This window comes from Paraburkholderia sp., assembly GCF_034668105.1.
Classification (GTDB): domain Bacteria; phylum Pseudomonadota; class Gammaproteobacteria; order Burkholderiales; family Burkholderiaceae; genus Paraburkholderia.
The window spans coordinates 1-15528 of record NZ_JAXDPY010000112.1; the positions used below are offsets into that span (position 1 = coordinate 1).

Below are 15528 nucleotides of genomic sequence, written 5' to 3' on the forward strand. Positions count from 1 at the left end.
CGAGAAAGTGGAAGAGGGTGCGTCGGATGCGCTATTCGCCGCGCCGTCGCATCCTTATACGAAGGCGCTGCTTGCCGCCGTGCCGCGGCTCGGCGCGATGCAAGGCACCGACCAGCCTGCCAGATTCCCGATTCTGACCGTCGAGCAGGCGGCACTCACCGGCGCTGATAACGCCGTTCGTCCCGCAGCCGCCGTAGCGGAAGAAAGCCAGCCCGTGGTCCGCGAAAGCACACCGCCGATTCTGCGCGTGCGCGATCTGGTCACGCGCTTTCCCGTCAAGAGCGGCGTGTTCGGCCGCGTAACGGGCCGTGTGCATGCGGTCGAGAAAGTCAGCTTCGATCTGCGCCCGGGCGAAACGCTGGCGTTGGTCGGCGAATCGGGTTGCGGTAAATCGACGACGGGCCGTTCGCTGCTGCGTCTCGTGGAAAGCCAGAGCGGTTCGATCGAATTCGACGGCAAGGAAATCAGCTCGCTCACGGGCCCTGCGTTGCAAGCGCTGCGCCGCGATATCCAGTTTATTTTTCAGGACCCGTTTGCTTCGCTGAATCCGCGTTTGACGGTCGGCTTCTCGATCATGGAGCCGCTGCTCGTGCACGGCGTCGCTCAGGGCGCGCAAGCTCAGGCGCGGGTCGCGTGGCTGCTCGAAAAAGTCGGCTTGCCGCCCGAAGCGGCGCGCCGCTATCCGCATGAATTTTCCGGCGGCCAACGACAACGTATTGCGATTGCGCGTGCGCTGGCCCTGAATCCGAAAGTCGTGATCGCCGACGAATCCGTTTCTGCGCTAGACGTCTCCGTGCAGGCACAGATCGTCAACCTGATGCTCGATCTGCAACGCGAGTTAGGCGTCGCCTATCTGTTCATTTCGCACGACATGGCCGTGGTGGAGCGTGTCAGCCATCGCGTCGCGGTGATGTATCTCGGCCAGATCGTCGAGATCGGTCCGCGCCGCGCGGTGTTCGAAGCGCCGCAGCATCCGTACACGAAGAAGCTGATGGGGGCCGTGCCGGTCGCCGATCCGGCGCGCCGTCACGCGAAACGCATGCTCGCCGCCGATGAGATTCCGAGCCCGATCCGCTCGTTGAACGATGAACCGGTCGTGGCGCCGCTGGTCGCTGTGGGACCGGACCATTTCGTGGCGCAGCATCGGGTCGGTGGCGCTTACTAGACGCGCACGGAGACTCGCATGCAACCTCGAATGCAGCACGCAACCCGAAGAAGAATTTTTCTCGCAGCACATAACCCTGTTTCAATTCGCAGCCTGGAGCCAACCTCATGAACCTGCTGGTCCCGTCTTCTCCGTTTCGTTTGCGCGCGCTGGTCAGCGGCGGCGCGGTGGTGTTCGCGATGCTCGCGGGCAATGTGGCGCACGCCGACACCACGGCCGTGATGGCCGTTGCATCGACCTTCACGACGCTCGATCCGTACGATGCCAACGACACGCTGTCGCAAGCCGTCGCCAAGTCGTTCTATCAAGGCCTGTTCGGTTTCGACAAGGACATGAAGCTGGTCAACGTGCTGGCCGACAGCTACGAAGCAAGCCCGGACGCCAAGGTCTACACGTTCAAGCTGCGTCACGGCGTGAAGTTCCAGGACGGTACCGACTTCAATGCCGCGGCAGTGAAAGCGAACTTCGACCGCGTGACCGATCCGGCGAACAAGCTGAAGCGCTACAACATGTTCAACCGAATCGAGAAGACCGAAGTGGTCGATCCGTACACGGTGAAGATCACCCTGAAGGCGCCGTTCTCGGCGTTCGTCAACGTGCTCGCGCATCCGTCGGCGGTGATGATTTCGCCTGACGCGCTGAAAAAGTACGGCAAGGACATCGCGTTCCATCCGGTCGGCACGGGTCCGTTCGAACTGGTGAAGTGGGACCCGGCAGGCGACCTGACGGTGAAGAAGTTCGGCGGCTACTGGAAGAAGGGCTATCCGAAGGTCGATGCGATCGACTGGAAACCGGTGGTCGACAACAACACGCGCGCTGCGTTGATGCGCACCGGCGAAGCGGACTTCGCGTTTCAGGTGCCGTTCGAGCAGGCGGCGCAATTGCAGTCGAGCCCGAAGGTCGACCTGATCGCTTCGCCGTCGATCATTCAGCGCTACATCAGCATGAACGTCAACCAGAAGCCGTTCGACAATCCAAAGGTGCGTGAAGCGCTGAACTATGCGGTCAACAAGGAAGCGCTGACGAAGGTCGCGTTCGCCGGTTATGCGACGCCGGCCGATGGCGTGGTGCCGCAAGGGGTGGATTACGCGGTGAAGCTCGGCCCCTGGCCCTACGATCCGGCGAAGGCGCGTGAACTGCTGAAGGAAGCGGGTTATCCGAACGGTTTCGAAACGACGCTGTGGTCCGCGTATAACTACTCGACCGCGCAGAAGGTGATTCAGTTCGTGCAGCAGCAACTGGCGCAAGTCGGCATCAAGGCGCAGGTTGAAGCGCTCGAAGCGGGACAACGTGTCGCCAAGGTGGAAAGCGCGCAGGACCCGGCGAGCGCGCCGGTGCGGATGTACTACGCGGGCTGGTCTTCATCGACGGGTGAAGCGGACTGGGCGATCACGCCGCTGCTCGGATCGGTCTCGTTCCCGCCGAAGATGGTCAACACCGCGTACTACAAGAACGACACGGTCGATACCGATCTGAAGCAGGCGCTCGAAACCACCGACCGCACGCAGAAGGCCGCGCTCTACACCGACGCGCAAAAACGCATCTGGGCCGACGCGCCGTGGATCTTCCTCGTCAAGGAAAAGGTCGTGTACGCGCGCAGCAAGCGTTTGTCGGGCGCGTATGTCGCGCCGGACGGCTCGTTCAATTTCGACGAGATCGCGCTCAAGTGATGAGCCGAGCGTCCGGCGCGGTGTGTTCTTCACGAACGCGCTGCCCGGGCGGTCCCGTACTGCTCGAAAAGACCTTTCGTTGCCCGCATCATTGCCGGATTGGGTTTCATGCTGAACTTCCTCGTCAAACGTATCTTTGGCCTGCTGCCGACGCTCTTCATCGTCGCCGTGCTGGTGTTCCTGTTCGTGCATCTGTTGCCCGGTGATCCGGCGCGCCTCGCGGCCGGTCCCGAAGCGGACGAGGCGACCGTTGCGCTCGTGCGCGCCGATCTCGGCCTCGACAAGCCGATGCCGCAGCAATTCGCCAACTTCTTCGTGAAGATCGCGCACGGCGACTTCGGCACATCCACGCGCAGCAAGCGGCCGGTCAGCCAGGAGATTGGCGAGCGCTTCATGCCGACGCTGCTGCTCACGCTCGCGAGCATGGTGTGGGCGGTGGTGCTCGGCATGGGTATCGGCATCGTCTCGGCGGTGTGGCGCAATCGCTGGCCCGATCGGCTCGGCATGACGCTGGCGGTGTCGGGCATTTCGTTTCCCGCCTTCGCGCTCGGCATGCTGCTGATGGAGATATTCTCGGTCAAGCTCGGCTGGCTGCCGATTGTCGGCGACGGTACCTGGAAGAGCTACGTGCTGCCTTCGCTCACGCTCGGCGCTGCAGTGGCGGCGGTGATGGCGCGCTTCACGCGGGCTTCGTTCGTCGAAGTGATGAATGAAGATTTTGTGCGCACCGCGCGCGCCAAGGGTGTGCCCGAACGGCTTGTAATCGTCAAACACTGCCTGCGCAACGCGATGATCCCCGTCATTACGATGATGGGGCTGCAATTCGGCTTTCTGCTGGGCGGCTCGATCGTGGTCGAAGTGGTGTTCAACTGGCCGGGTCTCGGACGCCTGCTGGTGGATGCCGTGGCGATGCGCGACTATCCGGTGATTCAAGCCGAAGTGCTGTTGTTCTCGCTCGAATTCATCATCATCAACCTGGTTGTGGACGTGCTGTACGCCGTCATCAACCCGACCATCCGTTTCAAGTGAGGCCCGCATGAGCATTTCAGCCACCGAGGCGAATGCGGCCAAGGCCGCCCTCGTAGAAAGCACGATCCGCACGCCGTGGAGCGAATTCTGGCGCAAGTTCCGCAAGCAGCATGTGGCGCTCGGCGCCGGCGTTTTCGTGCTGCTGCTGATCGTGGTCGCGATTCTCGCGCCGCATATCGTGCCGTACGATCCGGAGAATTTCTTCGACTACGACGCGTTGAACGCAGGGCCCTCGGCCGCGCACTGGTTCGGTGTCGATTCGTTGGGGCGCGATATTTTCAGCCGGATTCTGGCGGGCTCGCGCATTTCGCTCGAGGCAGGTTTTCTGTCGGTAGCGATCGGCGCGGTGATCGGCACGTTCTTCGGTTTGCTGGCCGGTTACTACGAGGGCTGGTGGGACCGCATCACGATGCGTGTCGCCGACGTGCTGTTCGCGTTCCCCGGCATTCTGCTGGCGATCGGTGTAGTCGCGATTCTCGGCAACGGCATGATCAATGTGATCTGCGCGGTGGCGATTTTCAGCATCCCCGCGTTTGCCCGGCTCGTGCGCGGCAATACGCTGATGCTCAAGCAGCTCACGTATATCGAAGCGGCGCGCAGCATCGGCGCATCGGACTGGACCATCATCGTGCGGCATATTCTGCCGGGGACGATTTCATCGATCGTGGTGTATTTCACGATGCGGATCGGCACGTCGATCATCACGGCGGCGAGCTTGTCGTTTCTCGGACTCGGCGCACAACCGCCGACGCCGGAGTGGGGCGCGATGCTCAACGAAGCACGTGCCGATATGGTCACGGCGCCGCATATCGCGCTGTTTCCGAGTCTGGCGATTTTCCTGACCGTGCTGGCATTCAATCTGCTCGGCGACGGCTTGCGCGATGCGCTCGATCCGAAGCTCGACCGGCCATGAGTGCGACTGAACCCGTGGGTGCGGGCGCGCCACATATCGGTGTGTTGCCAGGCGGCCCGCGCGGGTCGCTTGCCGACGTGCCCGGTGTGACAGTAGGACATTGCACGCTGGATGACGGCGCTATCCAGACCGGTGTGACCGTGATTCGTCCGCATCCCGGCGATCCTTTTCTTCAGAGGGTGCCCGCGGCTGCCTCCGTGATCAACGGATTCGGCAAAAGCATCGGGCTCGTGCAAGTCGAAGAACTCGGCGTGCTCGAAACGCCGATTGCGTTGACCAATACCTTTGGTGTGGCCACGGTCGCACAGGCGCAGATTCGCGCTGCGATTCATGCCAATCCGCAAATCGGACGCGAATGGTCGACGGTCAATCCGCTGGTATTCGAATGCAATGACGGATACCTGAACGACATTCAGGCTTTGGCGGTAAGCGAACAGCACTATAACGACGCGTATGCAGCGGCAAGCGTTGACGTCGCGAGCGGTTCGGTCGGCGCGGGCCGCGGCATGTCGTGCTTCGATCTGAAAGGCGGGATCGGTAATGCATCGCGCGTCGTTGATGTAGCAGGGCAGCGTTATACAGTCGGCGCACTCGTGCTGGCAAACTTTGGCCGCCTGCCGATGCTGACGATCGACGGCACGCCGCTCGGCCGTGTGCTGGCCGAGCGCGCGGCCAAAGCCGCCGCAACCGGAACCGCCTCGAAACCCGAGCAAGGCTCGATCATCATGATCGTCGCCACCGACGCGCCGCTCGACGCCCGCCAGCTCAAGCGCCTGTCATTGCGCGCAGCCGCCGGTCTCGCGCGAACCGGTTCGGTGTACGGTCACGGCAGCGGCGACATCGCGTTGGCGTTTTCAACGGCCTACACCGTGCCGCACGACGCCGAGTTCATCGCGCTGCCACCCATGCTCGCCGATGCACGCCTCGATCCGCTATTCCGTGCCTGCGCGGACAGCGTCGAGCAAGCGATTCTCGATGCGTTGTGGCGCGCCACGTCGGTGACGGGCCGCGACGGCCATCGGCGTTTATCGCTGCACGACGCCGCCCCCGATCTCGCTCAACTTCTCAAGCAATCCTCCTGATGAAAGTCCTGATTTCCGTCGACATCGAAGGCGTGGCCGGTGTGTTCCATCCCGAGCAAACCCGTGCGGGCAATGGCGAATACGAGGCCGCGCGCCGCTGGATGACACTCGAAGCGAACGCCGCGATCGAAGGCGCGTTCGCCGGTGGTGCCACGCATGTGTGGGTCAACGATTCGCATGGCGGCTTCCGCAATCTGTTGCCCGATCTGCTCGACGCACGCGCCCAGGTCGTGCTCGGCAAACCGCGTACGCTCGGCATGATGGGCGGGCTTGAATACGGCGCGGCGCTGGTGTTCATGATCGGCTATCACGCGAAGTCGCAGACGCGCGGCATCCTTGCGCACACGATCAACAGCTTCGCGTTCGCGCGTGTCTCGTTGAACGGCGTCGAAGTCGGCGAGGCGGGATTGTATGGCGCACTGGCGGAAGAATATGGTGCACAGGTAGCGCTTTTATCGGGCGACGACGTATTCGCCGAAGAAACCAGGCCACGCTTTCCCGGCGCGCGTTTTGTCGTCACCAAGAGCGCGACGGGGCATGCAAGCGGTGTCACGCAAACGCCGGCGAGCGCGCGAGATGCAATCGAAATCGCAGCACGCGAAGTGGTGCGGCACTCCGTCGACAACGGTCATGCGCCACACGCGACGCGCGCTGCCGCGAAGCCCGTCGAATGCGAACTGCGTGTGCAAACCACCGCGCTCGCCGATCTGTTCTGCCAATGGCCGACGCTCACGCGTGTCGACGCCGTCACGCTGCGCTTTGGCGCGGAATCGGCGGAACATACGGTGCGTATGCTGAACTGCCTGTCGGCCATGTCGTTCATGCTGCGCTAAGCACGTGATGAAGAGGAATGCCGGCCACGTGCAGCCGGTCTCCATGCTTACGTTTCGATAAAACCCGGCCTGCGTGCTGACACGCCTGGCGAGGAAGCGGTACTCTCTGGCATTCCAGAGGTACCGTCTCTCTCACTTAGCGGAGTACAGCATGGGTAAGCAGACTATCGCGGATTATCTGGCCAGAACCCTGGCGGCAGCAGACGTCGAACGAATTTGGGGCGTGACGGGCGATAGCCTGAACGGCCTGTCGGATAGCTTGCAACGGCTCGGTTCCATTCGCTGGATGCATACGCGCCACGAAGAGGTCGCGGCTTTCGCCGCCGGCGCCGACGCCGCCGCCACTGGAAAGCTCGCCGTCTGCGCGGGCAGTTGCGGTCCCGGCAACCTGCATCTGATCAACGGTCTGTACGACTGTCATCGTAATCATCAGCCCGTGCTCGCGATCGCCGCGCACATTCCCTCCTCGGAGATCGGCCTCGGTTACTTCCAGGAAACGCATCCCCAGGAGTTGTTCAAGGAGTGCAGCCACTACGTCGAACTGGTGACGAACCCGTCGCAGTTTCCACGCGTGCTGGCCCGCGCGATGCGCACCGCGATCGAAGAGCGTGGCGTCGCGGTGATCGTGCTGCCCGGCGATGTCGCGCTCGGCGAGGCACCCGATGAAACGCCGGCGTGGGCAGGGACGCTCGAACGCTCGACGGTGGTGCCCTCCGGCGCGGATCTTAACCGGCTCGCCGGGATGCTGAATCAGGCTGGCGGCGTGACGCTGCTGTGCGGCAGCGGCTGCGCTGACGCGCATGACGAAGTGGTGGCCTTTGCCGATCTGCTCGGCGCACCCACCGTGCACGCATTGCGCGGCAAACAATACGTGGAGTGGGACAACCCATTCGATGTCGGCATGACGGGCCTGATCGGCTTCAGCTCCGGCTATCACGCGATGATGTCGTGCGACACGCTGGTGATGCTCGGCACCGATTTCCCGTATCGCAACTTCTATCCGACGCACGGCAACGTGGTGCAGATCGACCGCCGCGGCTCCGCGCTCGGCAAGCGCGCGCCGTTGAAGCTGGGCCTCGTCGGCGATGTCAAGGCGACCTTGCAGGCGCTGTCGCCGTTGGTGAAACGCAAGACCGACAGGCGCTTCCTCGAGAACGCCCGCAAGCACTACGCGGATACGCGCAAGGACCTCGACGATCTCGCCCGGCCGTCCGCGCCGGGCCGCGCGATTCATCCGCAATATCTGACCAGCATCATCGATAAAGTGGCGAACGAAGATGCCGTGTTCTGCGCCGATGTCGGCACACCGACGCTCTGGGCCGCGCGTTATCTGACCATGAACGGCAAGCGCAGCCTGCATGGCTCGTTCAATCATGGCTCGATGGCCAACGCGATGCCGCAGGCGCTGGGCGCGCAAGCGGCCGAGCCGGGGCGCCAGGTGATTTCGCTATCGGGCGACGGCGGCCTCTCGATGCTGCTCGGCGATCTGCTCACTGCCCGCCAACTGAATCTGCCGATCAAGGTGGTCGTGTTCAACAACAGCACGCTCGGCTTCGTCGCGATGGAGATGAAGGCGGGCGGCTACCTCGAAAGCGGCACCGATCTCGCCGCCACCGACTTCGCGGCGATTGCGCGCGGCGCGGGGATTTACGGCGCGCGGATCGAGTTGTCGGAAAACATCGAGCCCGCATTGCGCGAGGCGTTCGCTCATCCTGGGCCGGCGGTGATCGACGTGGTGACCGCGAAGCACGAACTCGCGTTGCCGCCGAAGATTCAGTGGGCGCAGGCCAAGGGCTTCAGTTTGTATATGTTGCGAGCGGTGCTGAATGGCCGCGGCGATGAGGTCGTCGAACTGGCGACGACGAATTTGCGCTGAGGGTGTGGCGGCGTTGGCTTGATGGCGGTCGTGTGGACGTGTGATGTTAGTGCATGCTTGCAGTTGTGGATGCGCGATGACTCTCGCGCATCCGCAAGAAAGCCCGCTACTGCTGCCGGCTCAACTCCCGCGCCGCGCGATCGATCACATCGGCGACCGCGCCCGCATGCGACACCGGCACCAAATGGCTCGATGAGATCGGCACGATCTTCGCGCCCATCCGGTTGGCCATGAACTGTTCGACTTCGGGCGACACTGCGCGGTCCCTCGTCGTCACGATGTACCACGACGGTTTTTCTCGCCACGCCACCTGGCTTACCGTTTCGCTGAACGCCTTCGCGGAGATCGGCTGTTGCGCGGCGGACAGCACGCGCGTCAGATTCTCCGGCACGTCGGCGGCGAGGTCGGCGTGATATCTGGTGCGGTCGAGCCATAGGAAGCCCGTCGAATCCGCGGTGATGCCGTCGCCCGCAGGCATCGGTGCTGCGCGCTTCATCAGGTCCACCGTCGACTCATGCAGATCCGGCGCAATCGCCGCCACGTAGACAAGGCCCGCTACGTTCGCCGCATTCGCGCCGGCTTCGGTGATCACCACGCCGCCCCACGAGTGCCCCACGAGGATGGTCGGGCCATCCTGGCGCGCGAGGACGCGGCGGGTCGCGGCGACATCGTCGGCGAGCGACGTGAGCGGATTCTGCACTGAACTCACGTGATAGCCCTTTTGCTGCAATTTCGCGACGACACCGTTCCAGCTCGACCCGTCGACGAATGCGCCATGAACCAGCACGACGTTGCGCACCGGGCCGGTCATCGGTGCCGCTGCGGGTGCGGGAGGTCTGGAGGCGGTCGCCTTGGGTGCGGCGGGTGTGGCAGGTGTGGCAGGGGCGGGAGTGGCTGCTGCAGGCGTGGCAGGCATGGCAGGTGCCGCAGGAAGCGGGGCCGGCGCTTCAGGTGCGCTCGATTCCATGCCGGGCATCTCGGCGGGTACGGCGGCGGGTTCAGCGGCCGGTTCTGCCGCGGGCGCCGCGGTTTGCGCGAAGGCACCCGCCCCAGCGAAGCAGAGAGACAAAGCAGCGGCGCAAAGCAGACGTTTGGGCAACATGTTGAATCTCCGAAGGCTGACACCTCGACTAGGCGACCATACAGAAGCACCACGCCAGTGACAACCACTATCCTCAGTGTTAAGTGCGGCGCAGAACCAAGCGCGGGTTGCTCCCAGTATTTAGGTATTTTCGGGCACGGTAAAATTTTGGGTTCTGCCGGGCCGGACCATAAGTCTGATCGGGTGATCGATATCCATACACTGGGACGCGATTTTGAATAGTGCACAGCAGCAAGACGGCTTGAAGCGCGGGTTGAAGAATCGCCACATCCAGCTGATTGCGCTGGGCGGCGCAATCGGTACCGGCTTGTTTCTCGGCTCCGCCAGCGTATTACAGGCAGCCGGCCCGTCGATGATTCTCGGCTACGCGATCGGCGGCATCATCGCTTTCATGATCATGCGGCAGCTTGGTGAGATGGTCGCGCAGGAACCGGTCGCCGGTTCGTTCAGCCACTTCGCCTACAAGTATTGGGGCGACTTTCCCGGCTTTCTGTCCGGCTGGAACTACTGGGTGCTCTACGTGCTCGTGAGCATGGCCGAGCTGACCGCGGTGGGCACTTACGTGCATTACTGGTGGCCGGGGGTGCCCACGTGGGTCTCGGCGCTGGTGTGCTTCGCCCTCATCAACGCAATCAATCTCGCCAACGTCAAAGCCTATGGCGAAACCGAATTCTGGTTCGCAATCGTCAAGGTGGTGGCGGTGATCGGCATGATTCTGTTCGGCGGCTATCTGCTGATCAGCGGTCACGGCGGCCCGCAAGCGTCGATCACTAATCTCTGGGCCCATGGTGGTTTTTTCCCGCATGGCTTTCACGGCCTGTTCATGATGCTCGCGGTCATCATGTTTTCGTTCGGCGGGCTCGAGTTGATCGGCATCACGGCGGCTGAGGCCGACGATCCGCAGAAGAGCATTCCGAAGGCCGTAAATCAGGTGATCTACCGGATTCTGATTTTCTACATCTGCTCGCTGGCGGTGCTGCTTTCGTTGTATCCGTGGAATCAGGTAGCGGCCGGCGGTAGCCCGTTCGTGATGATCTTCTCGCAGATCGGCTCGACGCTGACCGCGAACGTGCTCAACGTGGTGGTCCTGACGGCGGCGCTGTCGGTGTACAACAGCGGTGTGTATGCGAATAGCCGCATGCTCTACGGTCTCGCGGAACAGGGCAACGCGCCGCGGGCGCTGATGAAGGTCGACCGGCGCGGTGTGCCGTATATGGCGATCGGTTTGTCGGCGCTCGCTACGTTCACCTGCGTGATCATCAATTATCTGATTCCGGCCGAGGCGCTTGGCTTGCTGATGGCGCTCGTGGTGGCCGCGCTGGTGCTGAACTGGGCGCTGATCAGCCTGACGCATCTGAAGTCGCGCAAGGCGATGGTGGCGGCGGGCGAGACGCTCGTTTTCAAGTCGTTCTGGTTCCCGGTCAGCAACTGGATCTGCCTCGCCTTCATGGCGCTGATCCTCGTGATTCTCGCGATGACGCCAGGGCTGTCGGTCTCGGTGTGGCTTGTGCCGGCGTGGCTGGTGGTGATGTGGGCTGGTTATGTGTTCAAGCGCCGGCGTGCGGCAATGCATGGCGGCGCGCCGGTAGCCGGGCGGTAGAGTCAGAAAAGAACACATCTTGCAGCCGGCGCTTGCGACGCAGCAGCGGCCGGCGGCTTCAATTGCTGAACGGAGAGTGCCTGCTCAAACGCTGTGTGCCTGAGCGTGATCCGGGGCGTGCGGATCATACGTGTTGGCGGCAGTAACCCGTTCCTGCTGCATGGCTACTGCCTCGTTGAGCTTCTTGCAGAGTTGATCCGCATGCCTGATGCCCGGCAAACGCCTCACGGGATGCGCCAGATCGTTGGTTGTCAAAATGATCGTGCTGACGCCGAAGACGCGCAGCCACCAAGGGTGAACCGACGTGATGCGTTGAATCCGGGAGAGTTTCAGCTTCGACACACGGCGATGCAGGATGCCTTGCGTCCACGTAATCTGCTCGGTATCGATGACAATTCGGGTGAAAGCGGTCTTGACGAATGGGAGGCCGACGCCGATCAATACCGCAGCTGCTTGTGCAAGCAGCACCTGCCATTGAAGCGGGAAAGTGTTCGACGCGAAGACATGGATGCCGCCAATCACAGCCATGACGGCACATCCCTTCAGGATCGCTGGAAGGTTGCAGATCTGCGACGGCGCGCCGCTGAAAATCACCCGATTGGCCATGACTGACAATAGATGATCTCGGCTCCCGTGGGAAGCAAAAAACCCGCAAAGCTTTTGGCTTATTGCGGGTTCAGTGGAAATTTGAGGAATTCACCGGAACTCGCCGGAATACTACTTGGTGCCCAGGGCCGGAATCGAACCGGCACGCCTTGCGGCGGGGGATTTTGAGTCCCCTGCGTCTACCAATTTCACCACCTGGGCAGGTCTTGCAGCGCACGCGTCAGAACATGGCGCGCGGCGAAGACGCAGATTATGGCCGAAAATTCGACGACGGGCAAGCCGGTCGCTTTCTTTGCGTTCAGCGTCGTCGGTTAGCGTTTTCAAACGGTGCGGGAATACCGTTCGAGCGTCTGCTGGCCGAGTTAGCGGTCGAACACCATCGCGATGTTGCGCACCAGCATGCGCCCGGCCATCCGCACTTCGAGCTTGCTGCCGCTCACCGACACCAGCCCGTCCTCCTCGAAGCCGCGCAAGCGCTCCAGTTCCGGTTCGAAGGTAGCGGCGAAGCGGATCCCATAAGCGGCTTCGAATTCGTCGAAGCGCAGTTCAAGATTGCACATCAACTGCGTGATCACGTCGCGCCGCAGACGGTCGTCCGCGGTGAGCCGCACGCCGCGTGTGATCGCGAGCTTGCCTGCGTCGATCGCCGCGCCGTAGCCGGGCAGATCCTTGACGTTCTGCGCATACACGTCGCCGACCTTGCCGATCGACGATGCGCCGAAGCCGATCAAATCGCATTCCGCGCGCGTGCTATAGCCCTGGAAATTGCGGTGCAACGTACGCTGCGCTTGCGCGCGTGCGAGCTCGTCGGTGGGCAGCGCGAAATGGTCCATGCCGATGTAGACATAGCCCGCGCCCGTCAGCCGCTCGACGACCCGTTGCAGGATTGCGAGCCGCACGGCAGGCGCGGGCAGCGCGGCCGCGTCCATCTGCCGTTGCATCTTGAAGAGCTGTGGCATATGCGCGTACGCGAACACCGAAAGACGATCGGGCGCGAGCTCGATCATCATGTCGAGCGTGCGGCTGAAGCTATCCACCGTTTGATGCGGCAGCCCGTAAATCAGATCGACGCCGATCGAGTGAAAGTCCGTATCGCGCGCGGCTTGCATCACCGATGCGGTCGTCTCAAGCGGCTGAATGCGATTGATCGCCTGCTGTACCACCGGGTCGAAATCCTGCACGCCGAGACTGAGGCGGTTGAAGCCGAGCGTGCGCAGATGCGCGATCGTGTCGGGCGACGCTTCGCGCGGATCGACTTCGATCGAATATTCGCCTTCGGCGTCGGGCAGCAACGTAAAGTGCTCGCGCGCGGCCGCCATGAGTTCCGCCATTTCGTCGTGCGACAGGAAGGTGGGCGTGCCACCGCCCCAATGCAATTGCGACACGGGGCGCCGCGTGTCGAAACACGCTGCCTGCAAAGCCATTTCGCGTTTCAGATGCTCGACGTAAGGACGCGCATGCGCGCGGTTTTTCGTGGCGACCTTGTTGCAACCGCAGTAGAAGCACACGGTGTCGCAAAACGGAATGTGGAAGTACAGCGAGAGATCGGTGGTCGAGGCGCCCGGATCGGCGGCGGCGCGCAGATAGTCGGCGGGATCGAACGTGTCGCGGAACTGCAAGGCGGTCGGATAGGACGTATACCGTGGACCGTTCGCGCTGTATTTAGCGAGGAGATCGGGGCGGAATAGCGTGTGGGCGGTGGTCATGGGGCGCTCAGGTTTGACGGCCACCGGGGAAGAGGCAAGAGCAGGCGGCGCTTCGGAGCACCGGATCGAACAGCGCAAACGCCTCTTGAGCATGGCCTTTCGTTTCCATCAAGTCTACGTGAGCGACTCTCTGCCGGATTGTGTAAAAAGGTCGCACGGGATGCGATGGCACAATGCGGGTCTGCTATGGCGTTGTATGTTTTCGAGTTCAGGAAAAATGTCGTGAGCGATGTGCCGAACAGCGTGATGAAGCGCGAATCCCCGTTCAATGTGGCCGGTCATGCGTGCCGCCCCGATTGCGGCGCGTGTTGTATCGCGCCGTCGATTTCGAGCCCGATTCCGGGCATGCCGGATGGCAAGCCGGCGGGCGTGCGCTGCGTGCAACTCGGCGACGATCTGCGTTGCGCGATCTTCGGTCAGCCGGAGCGGCCGGCATGCTGTTCCGGTTTGCAACCGCAAGCGGATATGTGTGGCACGAACCGCAGTGAGGCGCTCGCGTGGCTAACCCAGCTCGAATTGCAGACTCAGCCGCAACCGGCGGCACGCCGATAGCGCACGCGGGCGAACCATCGCGTCACCCGTCGATCCGAATCAGAACAACCTCACGCAACCGGATGCTCGAGAAGGCTTCCACAGGAGATTTCGCATGACCCGACTCGCTGCGCCGACCCGGCGCCGCTTCCTGCTCGCAGCGCTGGCAAGCTCCACTGCGCTTGGCATCACGGTGTCGCTGGCGGCCTGCGCGACGCCCACCTTTCCGTTCATCCCTTCGCACTACACGTTCTCGCAGCAACAGGTTCAAGACGCGGTGCAGCGTAAATTCCCGTATCAGCGCACGGTCTCGCAAGTGTTCGAGGTCGCGTTGACCAATCCGGTGGTCGGGTTCCTGCCGGATGCGAACCGCGTCTCGGTGAAACTCGACGCCCGCTTCGCGAGCCCGTTCATGCCGCAACCGGTCGATGGCGTTTTCACGCTGTCGAGCGAACTGGCCTACGACGCCGCCAGCAAATCGGTCGTGCTCAAGTCGCCGAACGTCGACAACGTCAGCGTAAGCGGGCAGGCGCAAGCCTACACGCAGCAGATCAATGCCGCCGCAGCCGCGCTCGCCACGCAGTTACTGACCAACTATCCGATCTACACGTTCAAGCCCGAACAGTTGCAATTTGCCGGAGTGAATTACGAACCCGGTACAATCACCATCCTTACAAACGGCATACGCGTGCAAATCGTCGAAAAATGACGCTGTGCGCGGCCTGCAGGGTCGCGCGCGCACTGGCCGACCCTGCTCGTTTCGACTATCTACAGCGATGAGGGTCACGGATGGACTGGCTATTGGCTTGCAAGGCGCTGATTCTGGGCGTTGTCGAAGGGTTGACGGAATTTTTGCCGGTCTCGAGTACCGGCCATCTGATCGTCGCAGGCAGTCTGCTCAATTTCACGGACGAACACGCGAAAACCTTCGATGTCGTGATTCAGCTCGGCGCGATTCTGGCCGTCTGCTGGGAGTTTCGCCGGCGCATCGGCAGTGTGGTGGTCGGCTTGCCCAGCCGTCCCGACGCGCGCCGCTTCACGCTCAACGTGATCATCGCGACGATTCCGGCGATCGTGCTCGGCCTGCTGTTCGAAAAGGCCATCAAGGCGGCGCTGTTTTCGCCGGTGCCGGTCGCGTTCGCGCTGGTGGCGGGCGGGGTGGTGATCCTGTGGGCGGAAGCGCGCCAGCGCGCGCGGGGAGACGCTGCGGCGCGCGTTCAGAACGTGGACGATCTAGGCCCGCTGGATGCGTTGAAAGTCGGCCTCGCACAATGTTTCGCGCTGATTCCCGGCATGTCGCGCTCGGGGTCGACGATCATCGGCGGGATGCTGTTTGGCCTCGAGCGGCGTGTCGCCACGGAGTTTTCTTTCTTCCTCGCGATTCCGATCATCTTCGGCGCGACGGCTTACGAACT

14 protein-coding genes and 1 tRNA gene are annotated in these 15528 nt (G+C 62.6%); 11 read left to right on the forward strand and 4 right to left on the reverse strand.

Annotated elements, in window-relative coordinates:
• The 7 genes from QOC89_RS05480 to poxB form a co-directional block, all read left to right on the forward strand.
• Nucleotides 1-1165, forward strand: a 1165-nt coding sequence (locus QOC89_RS05480; RefSeq protein WP_323044099.1) for an ATP-binding cassette domain-containing protein, incomplete at its 5' end; no start/stop codon positions are given.
• A gap of 107 nt (nt 1166-1272) precedes the next feature.
• Entirely contained in the window at nt 1273-2835 is a 1563-nt protein-coding gene (gsiB, locus tag QOC89_RS05485) for a glutathione ABC transporter substrate-binding protein GsiB (RefSeq protein WP_323044100.1), read from the forward strand.
• Between the two features lie 108 nt (nt 2836-2943).
• Nucleotides 2944-3864, forward strand: a complete 921-nt coding sequence (gene gsiC / locus QOC89_RS05490; protein ID WP_323044101.1) for a glutathione ABC transporter permease GsiC — start codon at nt 2944-2946, stop codon at nt 3862-3864.
• 7 nt (nt 3865-3871) lie between these two features.
• The gene (gene gsiD / locus QOC89_RS05495) at nt 3872-4777 is read left to right on the forward strand and encodes a glutathione ABC transporter permease GsiD (RefSeq protein WP_179733869.1); all 906 of its coding nucleotides are present in this window, start codon (nt 3872-3874) and stop codon (nt 4775-4777) included.
• Nucleotides 4774-5859 carry a P1 family peptidase gene (locus QOC89_RS05500; protein ID WP_323044102.1) on the forward strand — a complete coding sequence of 362 codons (1086 nt, stop codon included), beginning with the start codon at nt 4774-4776 and terminating at the stop codon, nt 5857-5859. The genes gsiD and QOC89_RS05500 overlap by 4 nt, the downstream gene beginning before the upstream one ends.
• Nucleotides 5859-6692: a M55 family metallopeptidase gene (locus tag QOC89_RS05505; RefSeq protein WP_323044103.1), complete on the forward strand. Its 834-nt coding sequence runs from the start codon at nt 5859-5861 to the stop codon at nt 6690-6692. The genes QOC89_RS05500 and QOC89_RS05505 overlap by 1 nt, the downstream gene beginning before the upstream one ends.
• 151 nt (nt 6693-6843) lie before the next feature.
• A complete protein-coding gene (gene poxB, locus QOC89_RS05510; RefSeq protein WP_323044104.1) occupies nt 6844-8568 on the forward strand; it encodes a ubiquinone-dependent pyruvate dehydrogenase in 1725 nt (574 codons plus the stop codon).
• Nucleotides 8569-8674: 106 nt separating this feature from the next.
• Here poxB and QOC89_RS05515 read toward each other — a convergent pair whose 3' ends face one another.
• Entirely contained in the window at nt 8675-9670 is a 996-nt protein-coding gene (locus tag QOC89_RS05515; protein ID WP_323044105.1) for an alpha/beta hydrolase, read from the reverse strand.
• Between the two features lie 214 nt (nt 9671-9884).
• Here QOC89_RS05515 and QOC89_RS05520 point away from each other — a divergent pair, with 214 nt between their 5' ends.
• Entirely contained in the window at nt 9885-11270 is a 1386-nt protein-coding gene (locus QOC89_RS05520) for an amino acid permease (protein ID WP_323044106.1), read from the forward strand.
• Between the two features lie 84 nt (nt 11271-11354).
• Here the strand turns inward: QOC89_RS05520 and QOC89_RS05525 are convergent, their stop codons facing one another.
• From QOC89_RS05525 to hemN, 3 genes are all read right to left on the reverse strand, one after another.
• Nucleotides 11355-11876 (reverse strand): PH domain-containing protein, encoded by a 522-nt coding sequence (locus tag QOC89_RS05525; protein ID WP_323044110.1) that lies wholly within the window; start codon nt 11874-11876, stop codon nt 11355-11357.
• Between the two features lie 116 nt (nt 11877-11992).
• Nucleotides 11993-12077 (reverse strand) — tRNA-Leu (locus QOC89_RS05530).
• A gap of 161 nt (nt 12078-12238) precedes the next feature.
• A complete protein-coding gene (hemN, locus tag QOC89_RS05535) occupies nt 12239-13582 on the reverse strand; it encodes an oxygen-independent coproporphyrinogen III oxidase (protein ID WP_323044107.1) in 1344 nt (447 codons plus the stop codon).
• A gap of 246 nt (nt 13583-13828) precedes the next feature.
• Here hemN and QOC89_RS05540 point away from each other — a divergent pair, with 246 nt between their 5' ends.
• From QOC89_RS05540 to QOC89_RS05550, 3 genes are all read left to right on the forward strand, one after another.
• Nucleotides 13829-14134 carry a YkgJ family cysteine cluster protein gene (locus QOC89_RS05540; RefSeq protein WP_323044111.1) on the forward strand — a complete coding sequence of 102 codons (306 nt, stop codon included), beginning with the start codon at nt 13829-13831 and terminating at the stop codon, nt 14132-14134.
• 94 nt (nt 14135-14228) lie between these two features.
• Complete coding sequence (locus QOC89_RS05545) at nt 14229-14822, forward strand: DUF1439 domain-containing protein (protein ID WP_323044108.1); 594 nt, start codon at nt 14229-14231, stop codon at nt 14820-14822.
• Nucleotides 14823-14902: 80 nt separating this feature from the next.
• Nucleotides 14903-15528: undecaprenyl-diphosphate phosphatase (locus QOC89_RS05550; RefSeq protein WP_323044109.1), on the forward strand; the 626-nt coding region annotated here is incomplete at its 3' end.